Source organism: Ignavibacteriota bacterium (genome assembly GCA_016716225.1).
GTDB lineage: Bacteria > Bacteroidota > Ignavibacteria > Ignavibacteriales > Melioribacteraceae.
In genome coordinates, this window is record JADJWT010000001.1 from 441,883 (window position 1) to 467,702 (window position 25,820).

16 protein-coding genes and 1 riboswitch are annotated in these 25,820 nt (G+C 28.7%); all 16 genes read right to left on the reverse strand.

Translation table 11 applies throughout. The features are described 5' to 3' along the window. Positions 1-397: 397 nt before the first annotated feature. Positions 398-1,036, reverse strand: coding sequence for a response regulator transcription factor (locus tag IPM32_01905; GenBank protein MBK8943999.1), 639 nt, complete (start codon positions 1,034-1,036; stop codon positions 398-400). Further along, a complete protein-coding gene (locus tag IPM32_01910) occupies positions 1,033-3,942 on the reverse strand; it encodes a hypothetical protein (protein MBK8944000.1) in 2,910 nt (969 codons plus the stop codon). Before IPM32_01910 ends, IPM32_01905 begins: the two co-directional genes overlap by 4 nt. A 332-nt stretch (positions 3,943-4,274) precedes the next feature. After that, entirely contained in the window at positions 4,275-6,755 is a 2,481-nt protein-coding gene (locus IPM32_01915) for a tail fiber domain-containing protein (GenBank protein ID MBK8944001.1), read from the reverse strand. A 408-nt stretch (positions 6,756-7,163) separates the two neighbouring features. After that, a complete protein-coding gene (locus tag IPM32_01920) occupies positions 7,164-10,055 on the reverse strand; it encodes a hypothetical protein (GenBank protein ID MBK8944002.1) in 2,892 nt (963 codons plus the stop codon). 317 nt (positions 10,056-10,372) lie between these two features. Beyond that, a complete protein-coding gene (locus tag IPM32_01925) occupies positions 10,373-11,011 on the reverse strand; it encodes a response regulator transcription factor (protein MBK8944003.1) in 639 nt (212 codons plus the stop codon). Between the two features lie 54 nt (positions 11,012-11,065). After that, the gene (locus IPM32_01930; protein MBK8944004.1) at positions 11,066-13,903 is read right to left on the reverse strand and encodes a hypothetical protein; all 2,838 of its coding nucleotides are present in this window, start codon (positions 13,901-13,903) and stop codon (positions 11,066-11,068) included. 479 nt (positions 13,904-14,382) lie between these two features. After that, positions 14,383-14,946, reverse strand: a complete 564-nt coding sequence (locus tag IPM32_01935; protein ID MBK8944005.1) for a PepSY-associated TM helix domain-containing protein — start codon at positions 14,944-14,946, stop codon at positions 14,383-14,385. Between the two features lie 10 nt (positions 14,947-14,956). Further along, positions 14,957-15,880, reverse strand: coding sequence for a CbiX/SirB N-terminal domain-containing protein (locus IPM32_01940; protein MBK8944006.1), 924 nt, complete (start codon positions 15,878-15,880; stop codon positions 14,957-14,959). A 27-nt stretch (positions 15,881-15,907) separates the two neighbouring features. Continuing rightward, positions 15,908-16,873 (reverse strand): HmuY family protein, encoded by a 966-nt coding sequence (locus IPM32_01945; protein ID MBK8944007.1) that lies wholly within the window; start codon positions 16,871-16,873, stop codon positions 15,908-15,910. A 9-nt stretch (positions 16,874-16,882) separates the two neighbouring features. Further along, entirely contained in the window at positions 16,883-17,110 is a 228-nt protein-coding gene (locus tag IPM32_01950) for a hypothetical protein (protein MBK8944008.1), read from the reverse strand. A gap of 99 nt (positions 17,111-17,209) precedes the next feature. Beyond that, positions 17,210-19,270: a TonB-dependent receptor gene (locus tag IPM32_01955; GenBank protein MBK8944009.1), complete on the reverse strand. Its 2,061-nt coding sequence runs from the start codon at positions 19,268-19,270 to the stop codon at positions 17,210-17,212. Between the two features lie 214 nt (positions 19,271-19,484). Then, on the reverse strand, positions 19,485-19,694 hold the full coding sequence (locus tag IPM32_01960) for a response regulator transcription factor (GenBank protein ID MBK8944010.1): 210 nt from the start codon (positions 19,692-19,694) through the stop codon (positions 19,485-19,487). Between the two features lie 606 nt (positions 19,695-20,300). Next, on the reverse strand, positions 20,301-21,329 hold the full coding sequence (locus IPM32_01965) for a metallophosphoesterase family protein (protein ID MBK8944011.1): 1,029 nt from the start codon (positions 21,327-21,329) through the stop codon (positions 20,301-20,303). A gap of 216 nt (positions 21,330-21,545) precedes the next feature. After that, the gene (locus tag IPM32_01970) at positions 21,546-22,844 is read right to left on the reverse strand and encodes a T9SS type A sorting domain-containing protein (GenBank protein MBK8944012.1); all 1,299 of its coding nucleotides are present in this window, start codon (positions 22,842-22,844) and stop codon (positions 21,546-21,548) included. Positions 22,845-22,854: 10 nt separating this feature from the next. Next, a complete protein-coding gene (locus IPM32_01975) occupies positions 22,855-24,771 on the reverse strand; it encodes a TonB-dependent receptor (protein ID MBK8944013.1) in 1,917 nt (638 codons plus the stop codon). Beyond that, on the reverse strand, positions 24,761-25,285 hold the full coding sequence (locus IPM32_01980; protein ID MBK8944014.1) for a hypothetical protein: 525 nt from the start codon (positions 25,283-25,285) through the stop codon (positions 24,761-24,763). The genes IPM32_01975 and IPM32_01980 overlap by 11 nt, the downstream gene beginning before the upstream one ends. A gap of 304 nt (positions 25,286-25,589) precedes the next feature. Then, positions 25,590-25,814: riboswitch (cobalamin riboswitch) on the reverse strand. Positions 25,815-25,820 lie beyond the last annotated feature (6 nt).

The following is a 25,820-nucleotide window of genomic DNA, read 5'->3' on the forward strand; positions in this document are numbered from 1 at the left end:
TGTCTTTTTATGGTATGTAAAATAATTTTAGAAAGCTGATTTGTCTACTACCGATAGCAGTAGAAATGTTTCGATATTCGATTGAAAAGAATGTTTTTACTACCGAAATCGGTAGGAGAAAGTGAGATAATTAGATTCTTCAATCTGTTCAGAATGGCTAGTAATTAGCTTTTGTAATTGCGAGGAATGTAATGACGAAGCAATCTTTTTCATCTTGTCATTCCCGAATGTTTTTATCGGATATCTATTAAGACTTCTGGATTCCGGATCAAACCCGGAATGACAGCTCTTTTGTTTGTAATACTGAACTTGTTTCAGCATAGAGATTCTGAAATGAATTCAGAATGACAAATCCTTAATTATACTGAATGCTGTTTACTGAATTCTGATTACTGCTTTAAATCAGTCCTCTTTTAATTGCTGTGGCTACGGCTTCTGATTGAGAGCAGACATGGAGTTTTTTATAAATATTTTTAATATGATATCTGACTGTTTCAATTGAGATAAATAGATTTGATGCAATTCTTTTATATCCAAAACCTTGTGAAATACTATTTAGTATTTCATATTCTCTATCGGTAAGGTTTATTGTTTCTTCAACTTCTTTTTGCGGTGCAATATTTCTTAACAATTTAATTACTTTTCCTGCAATTTCGGAATTCATAGGTGATCCGCCTTCTGAAGCTTCTTTAATTGCTTTAATTAATTCTGATGGAGGTGTTTTTTTTGGCAAATAACCGGATGCGCCTGCCATTATTGCTTCAAATATATTTTCGTTTTCTTCGTGAACGGTAAGCACAATAATTGTTTGATTCGGAAGATTTTTTTTTACTTCTCGCATTCCTTCAATACCAGACATTCCAGGTAAACCAATATCAGTTATTAGAACATCAGGTGCAAGTTTTTCTATTTCAGCTAACATTGATTCACAATCTTCGAATGCAGCTAAACATTTAAAACCTTCAGTTCCATTTATAATGGCAGCAATTCCATTTCTTACAAATTCAACGTCTTCTACAATTACAGTTGTTATCATATAAAACTTAATCTTTGCTTATTAAATTTTCCCGTAAAAATTATTTTAGTACCATTATTCACTTCAGAAAAATATTCAATTTTTCCGCCAATTTCTTTTGCACGGTTTTGCATATTTAATAAACCATTTCCCAATTTTTCTTGATTTAAATCAAAACCTTTTCCATTATCGGAAAATGTTACTGTTAATAAATTTCCTGCGGTTTTTATATTTAAAGTTAGCAAATCAGCATCACTATATTTTATAGCATTATTAATTGCTTCTTTAAATATTAAATAAAGATGCTGTCTAAAATTCATTGGGAGTTTTATGTTTTCCAATTCATCTAAATTTTCAACAAATAAATCAGTATCGGTATGTTTTAAAACTTCATGATATGAAAGCTGAAGTCGTTTAAATAAATCCTTGAGTGAATCTTTCTTCGGGTTTACAAGCCATACAATATCTCCCATACTTTCTACTAAAGTTCTGGAAATTGTGCTTACATTTCCGAGGCCGGATTTTAATTCTTGTTTTTCTTCCGGCACTTGATATTTAAGTAATTCCGTCAGAATTGAAATTTCAGATAAACCAGAACCAACGCTATCGTGAAGATCAGCAGAAATTTTTGATCTCATTTTTTCAATTGCTAATAGATGTCGATATCTGTATGAAGAAATAAACGCAATCAGTGAACCGATTGCAATAAAACTTAAAGAATAAAACCACCAAGTTTCCCACCAAGCGGGATTTATAACAAATGACAATTGAGTTGGTTCACTCCAGTAACCCCATTCATTCTTTGCTTTAACTTCAAATATATAATTTCCATCATCTAAGCTTGTATATTGAACACTATTTACATTACTTTCTACCCAATCAATATCAACACCGCTAAGTTTGTATTTATAAATTATTTTATGCGGTGCAGAAAGGTTAATTCCCACATAAGAAAATTTTAAATAATTTTGATCATAATTCAATTGAGGATCTTGTTTAAACTTTTTTAAGTTTTGCGGTTGATTAAAAATTTCAACCCCATTAATATAGACCGGTGGAGGTATTTTATTTAATTTATCAAAGTTTGGATTGTATTTGCTCAATCCGTTTTTTGTGCCAATGAAAACATTATTATTTTCATCAACAAATAAAGCTCCTACATTGCAATCATTACCAATTAAACCATCTTCTTCATTAAACGATCTAATTAGATAATTATTTTCTGAAAATGTTAAAATATTAAAACCTTTTGGTGATGTTAGATAAATATTTCCAAATTCATCTTCGGCAACAGCTCTAATTTCATTACTTAACAAGCCGTTTTTTGTTTTAAAGATTTCTATTTTATTATTATTAAAAATATTTAATCCACCGTTTTGTGTTGCAATTAAAATTTTACCATTTTGGGTTTCATATAAATCGAGAATGCTATTATCAGAAAGTCCATTTAGCATTGAGAAATTTTTAAAATTTCCATTTGAATAAATATCAATACCAGAATTATGATATCCAAAAATTATAGAGTTATTTTTAGTTGAAATTACTGCCTGCACATAATTACTTTTTAATCCGTCACTTTTTGTAATAAGCTTAATTTCGTCATTAGTTATTTTATAAACTCCTTTATAAGTTCCGGCGAATATTTCTCCATTTTTAGTTTCGGCTAAAGCAAAAACATAATTACTACCTTCTGAATGAACATCAATTGTTCCTTTAAATTTTATTAATGATTGAATTTTATTGTTTTTGAAAATGTCTATTCCGAGTCGCGAACCAATATAAATATTACCGTTCTTACTTTCTATGAATGAAAGTCGGATATTGTAATTTTGAAATTCCGGAGTTTCATAAATTTTTGATGATATATTGTTTTCAACTAATAATCCGCCATAAGTATTTATAAATTTTATTCCGTTATTTGCTTGAAAAAAATTAAAAACATTGTTATCCGGTAAACCATTTTGTGAATTGTAATTTTCAATTTTATTTGGTTCATAAATTTGGAAACCGTCTAATCCGTTTGAAACAAATAAATCTCCAAGATTGCTTTCATAAACAACCCAACCACGATTGAAAGTCAATCCGTTCTGTGTAGTTAATAATTCTATTTTTCCTTGGGATAGAATTCCCAAACCAAGATCAGTTGAAAAATATCCAACATCAGAAATTTTTGAGAAATAAATATCATTCAGATCAATATTTAAAATTTTCTTATTTGGAACAAAACTTTTAATTTCTCCATTGTTGAAAGAATAAAGTTTTCCAGAACCTCCAAAATACAATTCCCCATTTTTATTTTTCCCAATTGCCGAAAAGAAAGGATCATTTACATGCTTTTCATTTACAATACTTTTTAATTGATTATTAGAATATTCTAAAATTCCGTTGCTTGATGCAAAGTAAATTAAATTTTCATCAGAAATTAATTTTTTATGAATTGGAGATGCCGGAATATTGTTCATCTCATTGAGATTTAATAAAACATTATTCTTGAAAAGGTAAATTCCTTGTGAAGCTCCTAAGATTAAAGAACCATCTTTGTTTGCATGAATTACGGAAACAAAATCGACTTTATTATTTGGAGTATTTAGAATTGTATCAATTTTTCCATCATTAAAAGTTGTGATTCCGTAAACACCAAAATTTGCAAAATAAATTGTACCATCATTTCCTTCGGTGATATCAAAAACTGCGGATGATGTAAGTCCATCAAATTTAGTTAGATTATAAAAATTATTTCCATCCCATCTGCTTACTCCATTATTAGTTGCAAACCACAAATAACCTTTAGAATCTTGAAAAATATTTCTTACTTCATTATCAACCAAACCATTTCTTACGGAAAATGTTTTGTGTATTTTAATTTGAGAATTGAATTCTGCTGAATTAAAAACAAGAACTAAAAATATTATAAAAACATTCTTCATGAAATTGTTGAATAATTGATGTAATAATTCATTGAAATTAAAAGGAAATAATAAATAATTCAATAACAAATTATTGTGATTTGGAAGAGAATTCCGGATTGAGTAAAAAAAAATAAAAAATAAAAAGGGAAGATCATTCGATAAAAAAACTAGTTTTTGTAGCACAGACACTCTTGTCTGTGTTTATTAAAAGAACAGACTGGAAAGTCTGTTCTACAAATAACTTATAAACTGGAATGGCTTTCCGGAAACAATCAAATAAATTTGATTCCCATGAGATTCCCGCCCGCCCTATGTGGGGGAACATAGGGTGTAGCCATTCCTAAAAATATTTATTTATTTATTTGCGTGAATTTTTGACCATCTAGCACACTTTCTATTTTGCTTAGTCGTTTTTCTAAGTCAAAATTCTTAATACTTGTTAAAGAATTCTGTTTTCTGAGTTCTTCATCTTGTTTTACTAACTTCTCAATTATCTTTTCTTGCTCTTTTATAGCTTCTACCAATAGTGCAGTTAGAGAAGCGTATTGCATAGTGAAATATTCACCACTATTGTCAACGACTTCTGGGATAATTTCATTAACTTCTTGAGCAATAAATCCCACTTGTAATTTTTCTGAGAACTCTTTATTATTTTTCCATTTATAATTTACACCGCGTAATTTTTTTACTTTATCTAATGCATCAGTTATAGTTGAAATTTCTTTTTTAAGTCTTTTATCACTTAAATTATTCCATGGAGAATTACCTCCAGCATCTCCGTTTACGAACAACTCATATCCCGTATTACCATACCCGCCATTTCCATTTATTACAACTCTATTTTTAACAAAATCTCCCCAAATTAATGGAGTGTAAGTAGATGTATTATCAATATAAAGCTTACTATTATCAGTTATAAGTTGTCCAACCCCATGTCCAATAAACACGTTGCTATCACCAGTTGCTTGATAGCCAGTCTTAAATCCTATATAAACATTTCTACTTGCACTGTATGTTGTAATACCTTTTCCAGCTTCATAACCAATAACTGTATTTTCAGACCCAGTTTGATTTAACTGATTAGCTCTAGTCCCTACAGCAGTATTATAATTTCCCGTGGTGTTATAATAAAGAGTTTGATAACCAATACCCGTGTTTTCAAGGCCTGATTGATTGTTGTATAGTGCCGCTACTCCATTAGCTGTATTGTTTAATCCGCTATAATTAGCTTGTAGGGCACTTGCACCTATTGCTGTATTATTTCTTCCAAATTGATTATCATGTAACGAAAACCATCCAATTGCTGTATTTCCATATCCACTAGTATTTAAAGCAAGTGATGATATCCCTATTCCTGTATTAAAGTTTTTTATTCCATCAGTTAAACCTCCATCATCATTAACTCCTGCGCCTTCTCCAAGAAAAATACTTCCTTCGGCACTTCCAACATCAGTTATAGCATCACTTAAATCATTTATTTTTGCAGTAGTAGGTTGTGCCCATGTCCCATTTCCTGATGCATCTGAGGTTAATACATAACCATTCAGTGCTCCGTTAGTTATCTGAATTTTTGACGTTTTCGTATTATCGGTAATTTCCAAATTACCGTTTATTTTAACATCATCAGTTGCAAAATCTCCCCAAATTAGCGGGGAAGATGAATTAGAATTTTCTATGTATAGCTTATTATCACCTGTTTCATTATAACCAGCTTGATAACCTAAAAAAACATTACCGGTTTTATTGTGTGCAATTGTATTTCTTCCAGCTTGGTTTCCAATAATTGTGTTGTAATTTCCTTCTTGGTTAAAAAAATTAGACTGAAAACCAATTACTACATTTCCAGATCCTGTTGTATTGCTATACAATGCTCCATGTCCAATTGCAGTATTAAAGTTCCCAGTTGTGTTTGATATAAGCGTATTTAGACCAATACCATTGTTATTATTTCCTTGAATGTTAAAGTTACCGTTAACATGAAAATTACCATTAATTTTTACTAGTTCACTGCCATCTGTAAAATCACCCCAAATAAGTGGAGAAGATGAATTTGTATTTTCTATAAATAATTTATTGTCGCTCGTTTCATTTGCACCTGCTTCTGCGCCAATAAAAACATTTCCGGAATAATCACTTCCTAGAGTACCTTCTCCAGCTCTCCAACCAATCATTGTGTTTTTTACACCATTCACATTGTAATAATTAGCTCTTGAACCTACAATTGTATTATAAAGTCCATTTACACCAAGTTTTGAAGCCTGGTGTCCAATTGCAATATTTTGGTTTTGAGTATTTGATTGCAATGCTTCATACCCAATTGCCACATTCCATTTTCCATCATAAATAGTTTGAAGTGCATCCTTACCTATTCCTATATTAAATAGAATTGAATCAGGCCCTTCATTATTTCCAGTGCCATTTCCTAAAAATAAACTTCTTGATATTGGACTATAATATGCATCAGATAACTCATTAATAGAAGTTGCCCCACTTCCGCCGCCAAGAGACAAGCCATTAAATTTTAGTGTGCCGTCTACATTATACAACTTATTTGTTGTTAAAGATGGTGGTGATGTCATTGAAGGTAAAGTAATTGATCCTTTATTACTTCCTTCATCGGTAATTGTAAGTAAAGAATTACCGGTTGAATTTTTTACTTCAACTTTATCACCGGTTGCAGTTGGTGCATTTGGAAATTTGATATTTGCAGTTTGGGTTGAATCTTTAGAAATTGTTTTAATTTCTTGAGCTTGCAATAAAATTAAATGTGAGAAGGCAAAAGTAAAAAGACAAAATGTAAAAACGTTGTGAAGTTTTGTTAAGTTGTTCATAATAATCCTCATTATCTGATTAAATTTTGCAAGCAAAATAAAAATTGAACAAAATCAAATCAACTAGCTATTAATGTAGTTTTTCAAGGAAGTGAAAAGTCAAAAGTGAAAAGTTAAATGTAAAAACGAAGAGATGTTGAAACGTTAAAAAAGTTAAAATAAGAAATGAGTATAGTTGCCATCAGTCATTCCTGAATGTTTTTACTTGACTACCGAGGCAGTTCGAGAATCTAAAAGTTTTTCTGGATTCCCACTTTCGTAGGAATGACAAATTCTTATTGTCATGCCGGACTCGATCCGGCATCTAAAAACGGAATGGCTTTCCGGGTATAATCAAACCTAGTTGATTCTCATGAGATTCCCGCCCAACTTAAATTAAAGCCGTAGCCATTCCTAAAATTACTTTCTTTACAAACTTATTGCTGATGCACTCATTACACTTAAATGATTTCTATGTTTAACTGAAATAAAATACTGATTTGATGGAGAGTCAAAATGCATCACTCCACCATTTTGAATATTTACTATTCTTCCATCATTAAGCAAATATGCAGACTTTGATTCAATAATATTTGTTTCATCATTTTTGTCCCGCAATTCTACTAGAACCCAATCAACAGCATTTGTTGGAGTTGTTAAAGCTGCTGAACCATCATATGGTGAAGTAGATGGAAGTGTTAATCCATAATTCATATTATTTGAAATATATGGACCTTCTAAAAAGACTTTAAGACTTGCAAAAACTCCGCCATAATTAAATTCATCTGCACCAATAAAAGGAGGATCATTTCTAGTATTTCCATCAATATCGGTCGTTATTCCGGCAATTGAAATTCCGAAAGTCGGTTGAGAAACACTTACAATATGAAGATCAGTATCTGATATGAAAGTAACTATTGCATTGTATGAATTGGTATCTAAACTAAAATCAGTCTTATATTTTGAAAAGGTTGAAGAATATTCTATATTGTTTAAGTTTGCAAAACTGGTTCCATTTGTATTAAGAATATTGTAATTACTTGTTACATTGTTAATTGTTCCAGTTTCAATCCAAGAAACAACATAACCACTCTTGAAATTATTAAAAATATTATTCCTAACATTTACGTTCTCAATTATTCCGCCTGAAGTAGCTTGGTAGCCTAATGCAAATGTCGTTGTATTTACAGTACCAAATAAATTTACGCTGTTAAAATAAATATCAACATTGCTGGAATTTAGTAGATTTATACCGTTATAGTTTGATGCAATAAAATTATTTTTAATTACTCCTCTATTTACTGAACTTCCATCGCACGCATTTAAATGAAGTCTTCCTCCAATAATTTTATTTTCAGATATTATAAAATTGTCTAAACAGTTAAAAAGTGTTAATGCAAAGGACCAATTTGTAGATAATGTATTGTTTTTAATTTGTGGTGCTGTTGAATTTTTTAATACAATATTATCATAATAACTATTTGTTACTGAATTGCCATCGATTAGAATATTGTTAGATAAATTATTATTATTTAAATCCAGATGAATACCATAGGATCCATAATTGATACTATTATTAACTAGCGAGATATTATTCATCTCGCTATTATCAATACAAATAAAATTGCTCTGTTCTAATTCATTAATAACACCAGAATTTGGAATGTTATAACTGTTGAAAGTGTTACCGTTAAACTCTAAGTCACTACAATCATTTTCCAATTTTACGACTGTTGCGAAAGAAGTTCCTCCAGCCGAAAAGTTAAAATTATTAAATGTTAGGTATTTAGCTGAATTAAATTTTAAAACATAATTATCTAAACTACTTGAAGCTGAGTAATTTACTATAACGTTTGGTCCAGCATCGAAGAGTATATTATTAGTTGAATTGCTTCCTACAATATTGCCATCAAAGTTAAATTGTTCATTGTATGTACCATCCAGAACAGTAAACTTTACTGTACCGGCTATTCCTTTAAAATACAGATCATACACTGCATCACTTATTGTTGTGTAATCGCCACCAGATCCAATATCATAAGATCCGTTAAGCGGGCCAAAACCAAATCTAACTAAAGCAAATTCATCATCAGTATTTCCAGCAAGTATTATTTTTCCATCTGATTGAATTCCAATACTATTAGCCATTTCAAAAGTTGATCCACCCATATCATTTATAATAATACCATCTGAATCAAAAGTGTTATCCAATATTCCATTTGTATTATAGCGAACAACAGCAAAATCATTATTTGAAACTCCACCTACTAGAATTTTTCCATCTAATTGAATTGCAAGACTATTTCCACCATCATTGCTTCCCAAATCGGTTGTAACAATTCCATCTGAATCAAAAGTGTTGTCCAATGTTCCATTTGCATTAAATCTAAAGAGAGCAAAATCTTGATTCTTAGAACCAGATATTAAAATTTTTCCATTTGATTGCACTTTTATTTCATGACAATATATCAACTCACCCTGTTGAGTTGTTACAATACCATCACCATCAAATGTATTATCTAATGTTCCGTTTGTATTATATCTAACCATAGCAAATACTGAAGATCCATATAAATTATAGTTAGATCTTCCGCAAATAATAATTTTACCATTTGATTGTATTGCCATACTGTGAGGATAATCTCCAATTATACCTATTGCTGTAGTAACAATGCCGTCTGAATCAAAACTATTGTCTAGCGTCCCATTTGTGTTATATCGAATTACAGTGAATACATATTTCCCAAAACTATTTCTGGAGTAACCGGCAACCACTATTTTTCCATCTGATTGTATTGCAACATTTGTTCCGACATCGTTATTTGATCCAATTGAGGTCAAAACAATTCCATCATTATCGAATGTATTATCTAAAGAACCATTTTCATTAAATCTTAATATTAGAAAACCACTTGAATCTGTAGACCCTGAAATATATCCAGCAACCACAATCTTACCATCAGACTGCAATGCTATACTTTTTGGCACAACTATACCTGAATCACTTGTTACTGTAACTACGCCATCATTATCGAATGTGTTATCTATTGTTCCATCTGGATTATAACGAATTAATACAAAATCTAAATTTGGTCCAAAATAATATCCCGCAACTAGGATTTTCCCATCCGATTGTATTGCCATACTTTCGCAATCCGTCTTAGTTGTGCCAACAGAGGTTTTAACAACTCCATCAGTTCCAAAAGTTATGTCTAAGGAGCCGTCTTGTGCAAAGGACAAGTAAAAAGTGAAAAGAAAAAATGTAAAAATGTTGAAACATAAAGAGGGTAAAACGCAAAATAGTTTAGTTAAGTTTATCATAATAAGCCTCTTTGTCTGGTTTTATTTCAATACAAATGTAATCTCGAAAACGAGTGAAATCAACTAGCTATTAATGTAGTTTTTTAGGGGAGTGAAAAGGGAAAGGGCAAAAGTCAGACCATAAAAAAGTTGAGGTGTTAAGACGTGAAAAAGTTTGAGAAGTTTAAATGAAAAAAGATTACGAAATAATTTCGGATTGACAAGTTTACTCGGTCTCATGCCGGACTTAATCCGGCACCTAATAATTTAATAGATTCCGGCTTTAAGCATAATGGAATGACAAATTATATTTATATTTTGATTACTGATTACTGCTTTTATATCAATCCTTTTTTTAACGCTTTGGATACTGCTTCAGATTGGTTATGAACCTTAAGTTTATCATAAATATTTCTGATGTGATATCTAACTGTGTGAATACTGATAAACAATTCATCTGCAATATTTTTATATCCAGTTCCGTTAGAAATTTTTTGTAAAATTTCAGTTTCTCTTTCAGAAAGATCAATTTTATTGTCTAAATCTTTATCCGAATGAGCAATACGCATTAAGTTAATTACTTTATTTGCAATGCTTGAATTCATTGGTGAACCGCCTTCATGCGCATCTTTTATTGCTTCAATAATTTGTTCCGGCGGTGTTGTTTTGAGCAAATATCCGGAAGCTCCCGCCATTAAAGCTTCAAAAATATTTTTGTTATCCTCATGAACCGTCAGCATAATAATATTAATATTCGGCAATTTATTTTTTATTTTTTTTACTGCTTCAATTCCGCTCATTCCCGGCAATTGAATATCCATCAAAATTATATCCGGTTCATTCTGATCAATTTTTTCAATCAAATCTTCTGCTGTTTCAAAAGCTCCAGCGGAATTAAATCCATCTGAATTTTTAATCAACATTTCTAATCCTTCGCGGATCATTTTTATATCTTCAACTACAGCAGTTTTAATCATAAAAAATTCCGTAAATAATAATGATATATATTTAAGAAAATATGTTAATATTATTTAAATTTTCCCGTTAAATTTAATTACTGTTCCTCTATTAATTTCAGAAATTATTTCACAATTTCCGTTAATTGCTTTTGCTCTATTTTTCATATTTGTTAATCCATTTCCTTTTTCATCTTTGCTCTTTAAATCAAATCCTTTTCCATTTTCTTGATAATGAATACTTAGATTTTTTCCTTTTACAATAATTGTTAATTCTATTTTTGAACATTCACTGTATTTTAAAGAATTATTAATTGCTTCCTTAAATAATAAAAATAAATGTTGACGATAGGTAAGAGGAAGATGAATTTCTTCAATGTTTTCAATTCCATTAATGTTAAAAGAAATATTTGCTTGAGCAAATACTTCTTGATAAGAATCCTGCAATCTTAAGAGCAAATCTTTTAATGAATCTTTTGCCGGATTAACTAGCCAAACTATGTCACTCATATTCCCGACTAATGAACGAGCTGTTACAGAAATATTTTTTAATCCATTTTGCAAATCATTTACATTTTTATTCGTTTTTAGCAATCCACTTAATATTGTAATTTCAGAAAGTCCGGAACCAATTGAATCGTGTAAATCGGCGGAAATTTTTGTTCTTAGTTTTTCAACAGCTAGAAGTTGTCTATATCTAAAAGAAGCAATAAACGCGATTAATGATCCAATTAATACTATGGTTAATGTATAAAACCACCAAGTTTCCCACCAAGCCGGATTTATAACAAATGCTAAAGAAGCAGGCTCGCTCCAATATCCCCATTCATTTTTTGCTTTAATTTCAAAATTATAAATTCCATTATCAAGACTTGTATATTGAACCGAGTTTTCTTTGCTTGTTACCCAATCTTTATCAACTCCAATTAATCTATATTGGTAAATTAGTTTATGAGTATTTGGTATATCAATTCCGGCATAAATAAATTTTAAATAATTCTGATCATAATTTAATTCCTGATTTATTTGAAGAAATTCAAGCGAGAAAGGTTTATTGAAAATTTCAAATCCCGTAATGAAAATTTTAGGCGGAGTAGAATTTATTTTATCTGCAGTTGGATTATATTTGCTTAATCCGGATGTTGTGCCAATCCAAACATTATTTTCATCATCAACAAAAAGTGAAGAAGGATTACAATCATTTCCCGCAAGTCCATCTTCTTTTGTAATATTTCTAATATTTATTTCACCTTTTTCAAACCGAATTATATTTAAACCATTTGGAGTTGTAACGTAAATATTTCGCAAATTATCTTTTTTTACGGCTCTAATTTCATTGCTTAGTAAACCATCTTTAACTGTGATTGAATCTATAATTTCATCTGATAAAATATTTAAACCGTTATGCTGAGTTGCAATAATAATTTTGTCATTATCAATTTCGCATAAATCAGTTACTGTGTTGTGCGATAATCCATTTTCGGTTGAATAGTGTTTAAAATCTCCGTTATTATAAATACTTAATCCTTTACCGTGATAACCGTAAATAATTGACTTATTTTTTGTAACTAAAATTTTAGAAACAAAACTGCTTAGCAAACCATTTTTTTGATTTATTAAAGTTGATTTATCATTTACAATTTTGAAAACACCTTTATAAGTTCCTGCATAAATTGTTGAATCATCAAAAGCGGCAAGTGTAAAAACTGCATTGCTTTGATTATGCATTACATTTCTTACCTGATCAAACTTCAGCAAATTTTTTATTTTACCATTTTCATAAAAATCAATTCCAGCACTTGTTCCTAAATAAATTTTATTGTTATTTTCAAGTAAAGTGACAAAATGTTCATATCCAAAACTGTTTTTATTTTCTAAACGAACTGTATTATTTTCCGTTTGCAATAAAAGGTTTTCATCAGTATTTATAAACTGATTCCCATTTTTTGAAACAAGTATATTGAGAATATTTTTGGCATCTGATTTATCTGAGAAAAAATTTTCAAGTTTATTTGGCTGATAAATTAAAACACCAGAAACCGCACTTGATATTAAAAGTGATTTATTTTTAAGAGCCCAAATAAATAATAATTTGTCATTTGGCAGCCCATTTATTTTTGTTAAAAAATGTATTTCTTTTGTTAAAGAGTTGAAAATACCTAAGCCAAGATCGGTTGCAAAATAACCAATATTATTTTCGTCAAAATAAATATCGCTTATTTTATCTGCCAAATAATTGAGACTTTTATTTACTTCACTTAATCCATTTTGATTTATTATCCAAAATTTATTTTCATCGGTAAAATAAATATTGTCATAATTATCAATTCCAATAGTATTTATAAATTCATTTTGATTGTTTTCATATCCGTATAAAATCTCTAGGTTTTGATTTGAATATTTTAATAAACCATTTCTTGTAGCAATGAATATTTCACCTTTTGAGTTTTCTTTAATATCGTGATATGATGAAGCTGGAATTTCGAAAAGTTTATTGAGATTTACTAAAGTGTTATTTGCTAAAATATGAATGCCATCAGCCGCGCCAAAAAATATTGAATTATTTTTTGCTTTATGCACAACTGTTACAAATTCTAATTTTTGATTTCTGTCAGCAAAAATTGTATCAAATTTTCCGTTATAAAAAGTTGTTATTCCGTTTTTGCCAAAATTTGCAAAATAGATTTTACTGTGGTTATCTTCAGTAATATCAAAAACCGCAGAAGATGATAATCCGTTTAACTCGGTAAAATTTTCAAATATTTTTCCATCCCATTTACTAACTCCGGCGTTTGTAGAAAACCATACAAATCCTTTACTGTCTTCAAAAATATTCCTTACAAAACCATTAATTAATCCATCACTTGTAGTAATTTTTTTGTGGATTTTAATTTGTCCAAATAACGAAATCATAGAACAAACAAGCAGTATAAAAAAATATATTTTGTTTATCATTTTTTGTTATTAGAAAAGATTAATCATTCAAAATTGATATAAATTTAATGCGAAAATTTTTATTATACAATATTAAATAACTATTGCAAAAGATAAATGTGACGTATATTAAATGAATAAGTATAAGTTAATTCGATATTACGAATGTTGATTAATTTCGAAATGACTAAAAGAATTCTTCGAGAGAACTTCTATATTTTTAAGAATTTATTCGAAGTGATTTTTTACAAAATGGAATTTGAAGAATTTTTACTTGCCCCTTTTTAATAAAAGGAGCAAGTGATTTTATGAAATTTATATTTCTAAATCAATTGAAAAGAAAAATGTTCTTGGTTGTGAATTACCGTAAACATATCCTGGACCTCGTGTATCTCCATAATCTAAATCTTCTTGATATGAATCGGCTAAGTTTTAACTCATAATTCAAATTGAATGAGTTAATTTATGGTAAAAATAATTATTGCAATTATCGGAGGTAAAAATCCGGCTGCTAAAAACCACTTCCCTCTCCCCAAAAATCCATTCTTTCCTTTTAGAATAAATAATCCCGTAATGTTTATTAAAATTAACGCAACCGCAAAAATATCGGAAAACCATTTCCATTCTTTTAAACTATTTCGATGAAGAACATTAACTTCGTAGAATAAAATTCTCTTAGTTATAACTTCATATAATCCTAATCTTCTTGAAAAATCTATATGGAATGATGCATCTTCGTAATAAATTTTTATTTGGTTAGTTGTTGGCGAATCATAAAGTTTAAAATCATTTTGATTAATTAGTTTACTCAGCTCAATTATATTTTGATCGGAAATATTTTCAAAATTATATTTTGCCGGAATTGATATTGTATCTTTCTGAATTACAAAATCCGGATTCCAATCATCAACATGATTTAATGCTAATCCGGATAATGAATAAACAATAATCAATGTTGAAAAAAAATATCCCAAATCTCTATGAAGATCATTATTTAATTTTCTAAGATTTCGAAAATTCATTTAAGATTGCCTAAATACTTAAATTTATTTTCTTAATAAATTCATTGGAAATATCCAAAATCCATTTTTCGATATTTTCATCCGGTAAAATTGAATCCGGTTTGTAGATTACTCTTTCGTTAGAATTTTTTATTTTCTTAATTCCATCACCGATAATTTTTATTTGAAACATTTCATCATGTGCAACTAAAACCGGAACTACTAATGCTTTTTCCTTTTTATTCAGAACTTGATTGATTGCAATTGTGGTTGAATCGGGATTATAATTTGCTACATGTCCGCACCAGCCATAACTAAATTTATCTATTCCAAAATTTTCTTTAATTGTATTTCCTACTTTTTCTAAAAGTTCACTCCATTCTTTATTGTAAGTTTTATCGCCATAAGCAATTAAAACCAATCCTTCGGAATCAGATTTTTTTGTAAGTACTCCAACTCGTTTTAAAACATTTTTCTCAAGAATATCTCTAAAATCTAAAAGCGGCGTGATATGGATTTTTGCTTTGGGTATATATCTTTCAATTTTTTCTATTTTCAATAATTCCAGAGAATGTTTATCATTTTTCTTTCCAATAATTGTGGGAATATCATCAAACGAATGTGAGCTTACAGTTAAAAATATTGGTATTAAAATAATATCTGTAAAACCAACTTCATCAAATTCTTTCAATCTAGTTGCAATTGAAGGTTCAGTATATTCCATAAAAGCGGTTGTAACTTTTGATATAGATTTATTTTGTAATAATTCAGGTTTAACACTTTTTTCTAAATCAATCAAAGCATTACGCCAAGTTGCAGAATGCGAACCGTGATTGACTAACAATACACCAATTTTTTTTGATTGCTGTTTATCTGATGCAGATATTTTAATCTCTAGAAAAAATACACTGATAATTAGAAATGTTAAAAAATATGTTATATTAAATTTATTCATGATTTCCCTTTCGGTAATTTTTTTAATTTAGTTTAAATATTTCCAATCAATTGTAAATGTGCCCGAATTTCCTTCGTCATCATAATAGTTAGTTATTTCAAATGCGGCATATTTTCCATCTGAAGTTTTAACAACATATACATAATCTTTTGAAGTAAGCAAATGACCTTCTCCATAATTATACCAACCCAGCGTTACATAACTTGTTTTTGTATCTGAAGTAAATTCAGAAGTAGAAATATTTGCGATACTTTCAATTGAAGTATTTTCCAATTTTTTTATCTCAACATTTTCTCCCAACCAAATTGCGCTGCCATTTATTTTTAATTGATAAGTTTGACTTGAAGAAACTTTTCCTTCTTCAAACGAAAAATATTTCATATCGTTATAAGCATTTTCCGTTTTGAATGAATCAATTGGAGTTGTAGAAAAATCAGTTCCACCGAATGAATTATATTTGTACCTAAAATGAATACTCGATATTTGATGAAGTGTAAAATCATAATCATAATTTGTGATTTCGAGTAATGAGTAATTGCCGGCACAATTTTTTATTATATAAACATTTTGCAAAACTGCATTATTAGCATCATACCATTTTTTTCCAATATAAGCTTCGCCAACAGTGTTATCTTTTGCAAATTCACTTGCAGCGGGAATAGAAGTAACTTCACCTAAACTTACAGCATCAATTATTGCAATTTCTGAATTTGGTCCGCATAAAATTACCGGATCGTTCGGCATTGTAAAATATTGACAAGGTGCAGATTCAACAGTTAAGGGTACAGTACCAAAAGCAATATCGAAACTACTTGGTTCACTCGTTTCTGCAGAATTTGTGCTGAATGAAAAATAGTGTTTGCCATTTGTTTTTACATTGTGGGATTTGAATTGTTGAACTTCTGTTTTATTATCATCTTTCGGATCCGTTGAGTTTTCATCGCATGAAATAAAAATACTTAATATTAAAATTATATATAGAATTTGTTTCATTTCTTCTCCTTAATTATTCAAATAGTTATAATTATTGAATTGTGGAATTATTAAATATTTTGTTACTGCTTTTTCAACTTCTTCTTTAAATTGTATGTAATCCTCATTATTTACGGTAAGTAAAATCGGATAGATCTTTATTCTAAAAGGTTTTTCTTTTCTTATTTTATCATTCAAATTATCATATTGATATAAAATCGTAAGCATATATTGTAAAGTCTTAAAGTTAATATGCATTTGAACGCCTTTGTAGTAAAGGTTAAATGCATTACAATTTTCACAATTGTTTATTAAGCAATTTTTTTTATTCAAGTATTTCCTCTTTTATTTTTCATTTTATTTATATGAATATTTTATACCAACATACCACTCACGACCCGGCATTGGTCCCCACATTTTATTTACGTAATCATTAAGATTTCTCATGCCGAGATAAGCATTAAGGGTTTCTGTTATCTTATAATTTAGATTTGTGTGGAATAACCAATAAGGTGGAATATTTTCTTTTATACCGACTTGTGCAATTTCATCATAATCTGCCCAATAAAATTGCTCACCGAAAAATTGTCCTCTTACATTAAATGAAATTGATTCGATAAAATTAAGATTGAGAGAAAAATTTAATTTGTGTTTTGATTTAAACGAAAGTGGTTCATTTGTTTGAAAATCTTTAGAATCAAAATATCCGTAACTAAATTTGAGATTCAGAAAATCCAATGGAAAATATTCTATCTCAAAATCTCCGCCCCAAGTATTTACTTTTTCCATATTTGAAGTTTTGTAAAAACCATAATTGTTTACAATTCCTAAATATTCGTAATCAATTAAATTTGAAATTTTGTTATAATTTAAATGAATTCTAAAATGATAATTATTATCGTTCCAATATTCAAAATCAGTTTGGATTGATATTGATTTTTCCGGTTGTAAATCCGGATTTCCAATTATGTGATATCCAACCGGAAGATTTACATATTCAAGAAATAATTCTTTAAATGATGGCGAACGAAAACCTTCTGCATAAGAAAATCTTATTCGTGATGTATTTGTTGGCTTTAACATTATTGCGGCTTTTGGTGTAAATTGACTTCCATAAACCGAGTGAGCATCTAAACGAATTCCACCTAAAAACGTTGACCAATCATTAAAAGTAATTTCATTTTGAAGGAAAATATTATTTAGAGTACTATTTTGATTTTTTCCAATTACTCTATCAGATTCAATTTCTTCGTACTCAAAAGAATATCCGCCATTTATTGAATTGCTGCCTACAAAAAAATCAAATAATAAATCTCCGCGCATAAGTTTTTCATCTGTAATATCACCTTCTTTAATAAATCCGCTGCTAATTACTTTTTGATCATATTTATGATTGTATGAGGAATACTCAATTCCAGCTTTAAGATTTAACGATTTATATATTTTCTTTGTTGCAAATTCAGCTCTTCCGGCAAAGTGATTATTCTCAATTTGATCTTCAAAAATTTGACTGCTTTGTGAATTGTGATTTTCTGTAAAAAATAAAGTTTTGAAATTCAGTTCAGAATTTTCATTTAAATTGCCATCGAGATTTAATTGTCCGTGATATTTTTGATAAGCAGTTCCATCTTCGGAAGGAGTCAGATCATTTAAATCATATCCATTATATTTTCTGTAACTTAGATTTAAACTTGGTTTCCAATTTTGAATTGGAGCGTTAATATTAATATTTCCGTCAAGTCTTCCGTAACTTCCAGTGGTTAAATCAGAATTAACAGAAAAATTATTATGAATTTTATTTGTGATAATATTTATAACTCCGCCCATTGCTTCGCTTCCGTACAATGCTGAAGCGGCACCTTTTACTATTTCAATTCTTTCAACTTGGTTAATGGGAATTGCGGAAATATCCAATTCGCCATTTACTCTGCCAATCATTTTAATTCCATCAACCAAAATCTGCACATGCTGACTGCTGAATCCTTGAATTTCAACAGTATTTACCCCGGTTCCAAATTGATTTTCATGAACTACGATTCCGTTTATTTCCGAAAGTGCTTGCTTGATATCGCTCGCACCGGAATTTTGAATTTGTTCTTTATTAATCACTCTGGTTGTTACAGGAGTGTCTTTTAAAAATCTTTCGGTTCTTGTTCCGGTTACAACAATCTGATCCAAGTTTAGCAAAGATGGTTTTAAATAAATTTCAATTGATTTATCAGAATTTATTTCAATAACTTCTGTGAAGTATCCAATGTATGAAGCTTTAAGTTTTCGGGACTTTACATTAAAATTGGAGGAAAGTGAAAAATTTCCATTTTCATCACTTAAACTTCCAATTTTTGTTCCTTCCAAATAAATATTTGCGCCAATTAAAGGAAGATTTGTTTTAGAATCGAAAATTTTCCCGGAAATCACTTGTTGCGATTGAAGATTACAAACAAAGTAAAAATGTATTAGAAAAATTTTAAGCAGATTAATTTTTTTAATAAACAAAAACTTAAATAAAGTATTCACGCCATTTTTATGGTTATTAAGATTATATCTTAATAGAAAATTAAAGATAAGTGGAACTTTTTATCAATACTTGGGAATTAGTAATTTTGGATACTAAAATTTTAGTATGTGAATTTTATTTGAAGGTAACTATTTCATTTCTAATTGAGGCAACAATTAATTCCGGAGTACTCTTTACATTTAATTTTTTCATAATATTTCTTCGGTGAGTTAGAACTGTATTTTCGCTTATGAAAAAAGTTTTTGCAATTTCCTTATTTTTTTTGCCAAGAACAATATGTTCTAAAATTTCTTTTTCTCGCTGGCTTAATAATTCGTCAAACATCTCACTTTTCTGATCATTCAATTCTTCGTCAAAATTATTCATTACGTATTCATATATTTTCTTACTGTAATATTTTTCTCCATTATGAATTTTTTTTGCGGCAAAAATTAATTCTTCTTTTGTGGTATTCTTAAGTAAATATCCTTCCAATTTATACTTCAGTAATTCGCTGATATGTTTTCTGTCATTATAATCAAGCAATACTAAAATTTTTAATTGCGGAAATTCATCCTTAATTTTTTCAATAAGGAGACACGTTTCATCTTTACTTTTTTCAACTTCGCAGATTAATAAATGTGGATTATACCTAATTATTTCATTATGAATTTCTTGCGACTGAACTCCGTATACTTCAAAGTCATTTAATCTTTGAAGTATACAAGTTATTGCAAAATTCATCAAAAAATATTTATTCGCAATTAGGATTTTTATTCTTTCCAATACAAAGTCTTTATTTAGATTTGATCTAAATTACTAAAATTCCAATCCAAATAAAACGTTTATTCTAAAATTTATATTTCATGTAAAATATTTTTTTTTCATTTTAAAATAAAAATCCCGAATCAAATTCGGGATATTTTAGAAACTACTCAAAATTTTATCTAATTATTTTTTGAATGAATCGGGATAAGTTACAAAATTAATACGAGGTTCATTTGTGTTATGAATCCAAGTATCAAATTTTCTTTCATCTTCATAAAGAACAATTACTCTTCCGCCTTTATCAAAATCTCCGTAGGAATTTTTTCCGGTTTTACAACCGTAAGCAAGAGCAATATTATTTAATGTTCCGATGTAATTATTATTATGATCGTGTCCGACAAAAATTCCCATAACATCCTTGCATTCTAAAAATGCATTATACATTCCGGAATTTATTTTTGGCGAACAAACCTCTTCATTTCTATCACCAATTGTTGTTGGGAAATTTTTAATTAAATCATATTCGGGAAGCGGAATGTGAAAAAAAGCCAATGCTGGTAATGGTTCCATATCATTGTTAGTTGTGAAATTTTTAGAAATATTTCTATACCATTGAATTTGATCACTTTTAATCCAATCATAATGACCGAGTTCTTCATTTTCTTTTTCATCCGTATATGCATTTGAATCAATAAAATAGAGCAAAGCTTTTAATTCATCAGAATCTGAAGATCTTACTTGAAGTACATAATTTCCAATTCCAGAAATATTTTCTGATCCCGCATCTGATAAATTATAAGGAAGTGTAACCAAATAATCCATAATTTCTTTATTTGAACTTCCTTGTTCATAATCATGATTACCAAACACAACAGCATAAGGGATTTCCATTATTCTCATTGGTTCTGTTACCTTCTCCCAAGCTTTTTCAACCGGTTTCGAGGTAACAATATCACCGGTTAATACAACTAAATTTGGATTCTCTTTTTTTATTATATCCGTCATCATATATATAACACTATCAGTTTCAGATTGATTCTTAATATCCAAATGAATATCTGTGAATTGTAATATTTTAAATTTTCCTTCCTCATTAAATTTAAGAGTATGTTTTGTTTGTGCGTTTATTTGAATCATTGAAAATAGTAATATCATAATTATTGAAATCCTTTTAGTGCGAATTTGATTAAATGTAAAAGTAAGAAGATTCATAAATTCCCCACAAAGCGAAGGTTCGATAAATAAAGTAATCAAATAAAAATTAAAAATAAATTTATATAATTGTGTTAAGTTTAAGTAAAGTTTACTTTCAAAGATTCCTTTTTTGCAATGTTCAATAAATATTTTTCATTCTATAATGAAGGAAATTATTTTATAATAACTTATGATAAATTATAATTTCATATTTCTAAATAAGAATTGTAAACCTTATTTCATAAGAATCATTTTTTTTGTTGAAGTAAAATTTCCAGCTTGCATTTTAAAATAATAAATTCCACTAGGAAGTTTGCTTGCATTAAAATTAATTTCATATGTACCGTGGTTTTGATTTTGATTAACAAAAGTTGCAACTTCTTCTCCCAAAATATCATATATCAATATTTTCACTTTTGACGTTTCACGTTTTTCATTTCCCGGAATTGAATATTTTATTGTTGTACTTGGATTAAATGGATTTGGATAATTCTGTTCCAACTTAAATTCTGAATTAATAATTTCATTTTCTACCGATACCGCTTTATCATCATATTGAAATGCAATTCTTCTTGGAGCAATACTTGTTTCATAAGAATTTATAATGCTGCCTTCATTACTATAAATTTTAAGAATTCCATTTGAAGCAAAATTTTTAGCATCAGTCAAATAATGATTTCCAGATAAATAATCAAATCCATAACCGTAAGTATTAAGAATAGTTGAATCATCAAGTGCAATTTCTGTTTCACGAGAATTTAAATTTAATCCAACAATTGCATTTGTTGCCGATTTGAAATAAATCATATCACTTTTCTTATCAACAAAAATATCTTTTCCAAAACCATATTCCGGAATTTCAAATGAATCAATTTTAGCAAAATTTGTTAATTCAATTTCGTAAATTACTCCACTCGGACAACCAACCAATAAATTTCCTTCATTAGTAATTGCAAGAGAAGAGGGATTTAATTTAACGGAAATTGTTTTAATTATTTCATCAGCTTCGGAATCAATAACAGAAATAGTAGAATCAGAATTTCCTCCCCATAAACTATTATTTGCAACAAATATTTTTCCATCATATGAAATTATTTCTTGAGGATAAACACCAACGGACAGATCTTTAACTAAGCTCAAATCATTTTCATTAAGAACTGAAATACTGCTTGTAGGACCATTTGTAATGTAAATTTTTTCATTTGCAATTGCCAATGAGTAAGGATTTGTTCCAACTTCTTTAGAATTTATAATTATTCCGTTTGAATCTATTTTATAAATTTTACCAACACCGCCAAAATTTCCTTGTTCAACTAAATAAATATTATCATTCTCTACAACTAATCCATCTGGATATAAACCAAGAGAGAAAAAGTATTGAGTATATAAATAATTATCCAAACTTAATTTGCTTAACACAGATGTGCCGGAACTAAAACCACCTTCTGATAAAACAAATACATTTTTTAATTGCTGAGCATTTAGTGAAATTGAAATAATAAGTATTAAAAATAATTGGAGTATTTTTTTCATGATTCCCTATTTAATAATTTATAGTAAATGACAACTTGTAAAACCTTAACGGCATTGGGTAACCGGAGATTACTTCATAGTCTGTGTTTGTTAAATTGTTTATTTCCATTTTTAATATTGAAACAAAATCAAACATGTTGATTTGATAACTTATATTTCCATCAATAGTGTGGTAAGAATTCATTTCAATTTTATTTTCAAAATCTGAAAAATGTTTACCGCTGTATGAATAGAAAATATTCACTTCTAAATTTTTGTAGTTTGCTCCAAAATTTAATTTTGCAGATTGCAATGGCAAGTATGGAATAAATTTATTTATTGTCGGATCACCGTAATATGAAGCACTTGTTTTTATTGTGTTGTTAAATTGATATCCGGAATTAAAATTAATATTTAAATTTTTTGAAATTGTTTTTGTGAAATCGAATGAAATAGAAATATTATTTGATTTTGATTCAGCAATATTTTGAGGTGCCCAAAGTCCGTTAGTTTGTGGTGTCCAAATAATTTTATTTTCTGCTTTAATGTGTGTGTAAGTTAATTCAATTTTACCGTTTATATAATTTGAAAAACTATAAAATAATCCACTTTCCATATTTACAGATTTTTCCGATTTTAAATTTTCATTACCGGAATTTTTCCAGTATAAATCATTAAATGATGGAGCTCTAAAATTTTTACCGGCATTGCCTCTAATCCCAAAATGATTTGAATTTAACGGTTGAAAATTGAACCCAAGTTTATAAGTTAACTCCCCTTCATCAATATCTGAAATATAATCATATCTTACAGACGGATAAATTTTTAACAATCCTGCATTGTCTATAAATGTAGATAAAAAGAATGCATGCTGGTTCCTGCTAATTCCGGTAAGTAGTTCATCACTTTCAAGAGTTGCATTAGTAAAATTGTATCCGGAAGTAATTCCGTAATTTTCTTTTTTATATTTAATTTCACTGCTTCCGGAGTAAACTATATTTTTATATGTACTGTTTAAAAATCTTCCTACAGTATAATTCATAAAATTATTTTGAAAATTGAAATTGGTTTTCAGAAATAAATTTTCCATTAAATCATTTTCAACGGTTAATATATTATTCCAATTTTTATCTTGCTGGTTTGTTGGAGCCGGAGTTGTACCGGTTTCAATTCCCGGAATTTCTTTTTTTTGATCTGAAAAAGTTGCAAAAAACTTAATAATATTTTTTTTATCAAATATATATTGAGCCCGTAAACCAATATCACTTAAATTATGTGCAGAATTTCGTCTTTCCTTTAGTTCATTTTTATAATAGTATTCATAATTTCCATCTGAAGTTTCTTTATTAAAATTCATTCCGATATTAAAATTTTCAATCTCTTTGTATGCATTAATTTTATAACCTAAAGTATTGAATGAACCTTTAGAAATTGATGCACCAAATTTTGAAGTTTTGTTTTCAGTTAAATATTCTTTGTTCTTTGTTATAATGTTAATAACTCCGCCCATTGCATCGCTTCCGTAAATTGAGCTAACTCCGTTATTAATAATTTCAATTCGTTCAATATTTTCTTTTGGAATTATGGATAAATCAACGTGAGAATTTTGAAATGAATTAATCTTAACTCCATCGATCAATATTAAAGTATTTTCTGCTCCTAATCCATTAATAGATATTGTACTTAATGCTGGTGTTAATCCATAAGATTTAATAAAAATATTGGATTTTGTTTTTAGTATATCCGGAAGTCTTTCACCATTTATTGATTGAATTTCTTTTTCAGTCATAATTTCCATTTTAGTTGGAACGTTATAAAGTTTTGTATCCAACTTATCAGAAACAATGGATATCTCATCAAGTGTATAATTCAGTGTTGAATCCTGTGCAATAAAATTGTGAGCAAGAAGAACTATAATTCCAGCAATATAATGAAACTTAATTCTCAATTTTTACTTCTTCTAATTTTGGGATGTAATTTTTTAACAATTTAAAACTTCCGAAAAGCATTGCTGTGTATATTAAATCTCCAAATAAATTATTATGAAAAAATGGAATTGCTGCAACAAAACATGCAATAAAACCTTCTATTGTTTTGGGATAATAATTACTAACAACCCAAACTGCAAAATTTGTTAAAACAAAAAATATTACTGAACCGATTATTGAAGCAAAGGCAATACTGGTAATACTTTTATTATCCCGTAGTTGAAAACCTAAAAAGACAATAATTACAAAACTTGCGTAAACAAAAGGAATTAAGCTGTGCATTCCTAAATATAAATCACTAAGAAACATTGCAAGCAACGGAACAATAAACGATAATTTCTTATCACTAAAGTACGCGCCGCCAAATAATGCAATGGCAGAAATTGGAGTAAAATTATAAGGATGAGGAACAAATCTTGAAACCACTGCCGCAATTATAATTACAGTTACAAATGAAAATTTATATTTGTTCATTTTCGAACTCCGATGCGTGTTTTTCTATTTTAAATAAATTGTTTTTTAATAATTTTAGCGTATTATGTAAAGAATTGGTGAACTGAAGTTTATTAGCTTCGACTAGAAAATTATTTAGATCAATAGAGTGATTTTGAAACTTAATTGAATTATAACTTATTGAAAATCCGTACTTAATGGCTTCTCTGAGAATGAGTTTGTTCACAGTTTTCCCGCTATGATAAAATTTAAATTTTAAGAATTAAAAAATGAAGTTTGGGGAAAGAAAGAGAAACGACTGAATTAGCTTCAATTCCCGAAAGCTTCTTAAACAAAAATTCAAGGCAGGTCTCCTGGCTCTTCCGATTTATAAGCGTCTTCCCGTTCTTTATTGTTTGAACAGTGACATATTGCCTATAAAATTTTAGTCCGAATTAACGGAATCAGAATTACAGTTGCGGGTACAGCTCCGGAATTTTTCAAATTTTGAAATCACCGGATTCCCTTTGAACCTAAAATTTGTGAAAGTAACTTAAGTAAAAAATTGAGTAACACA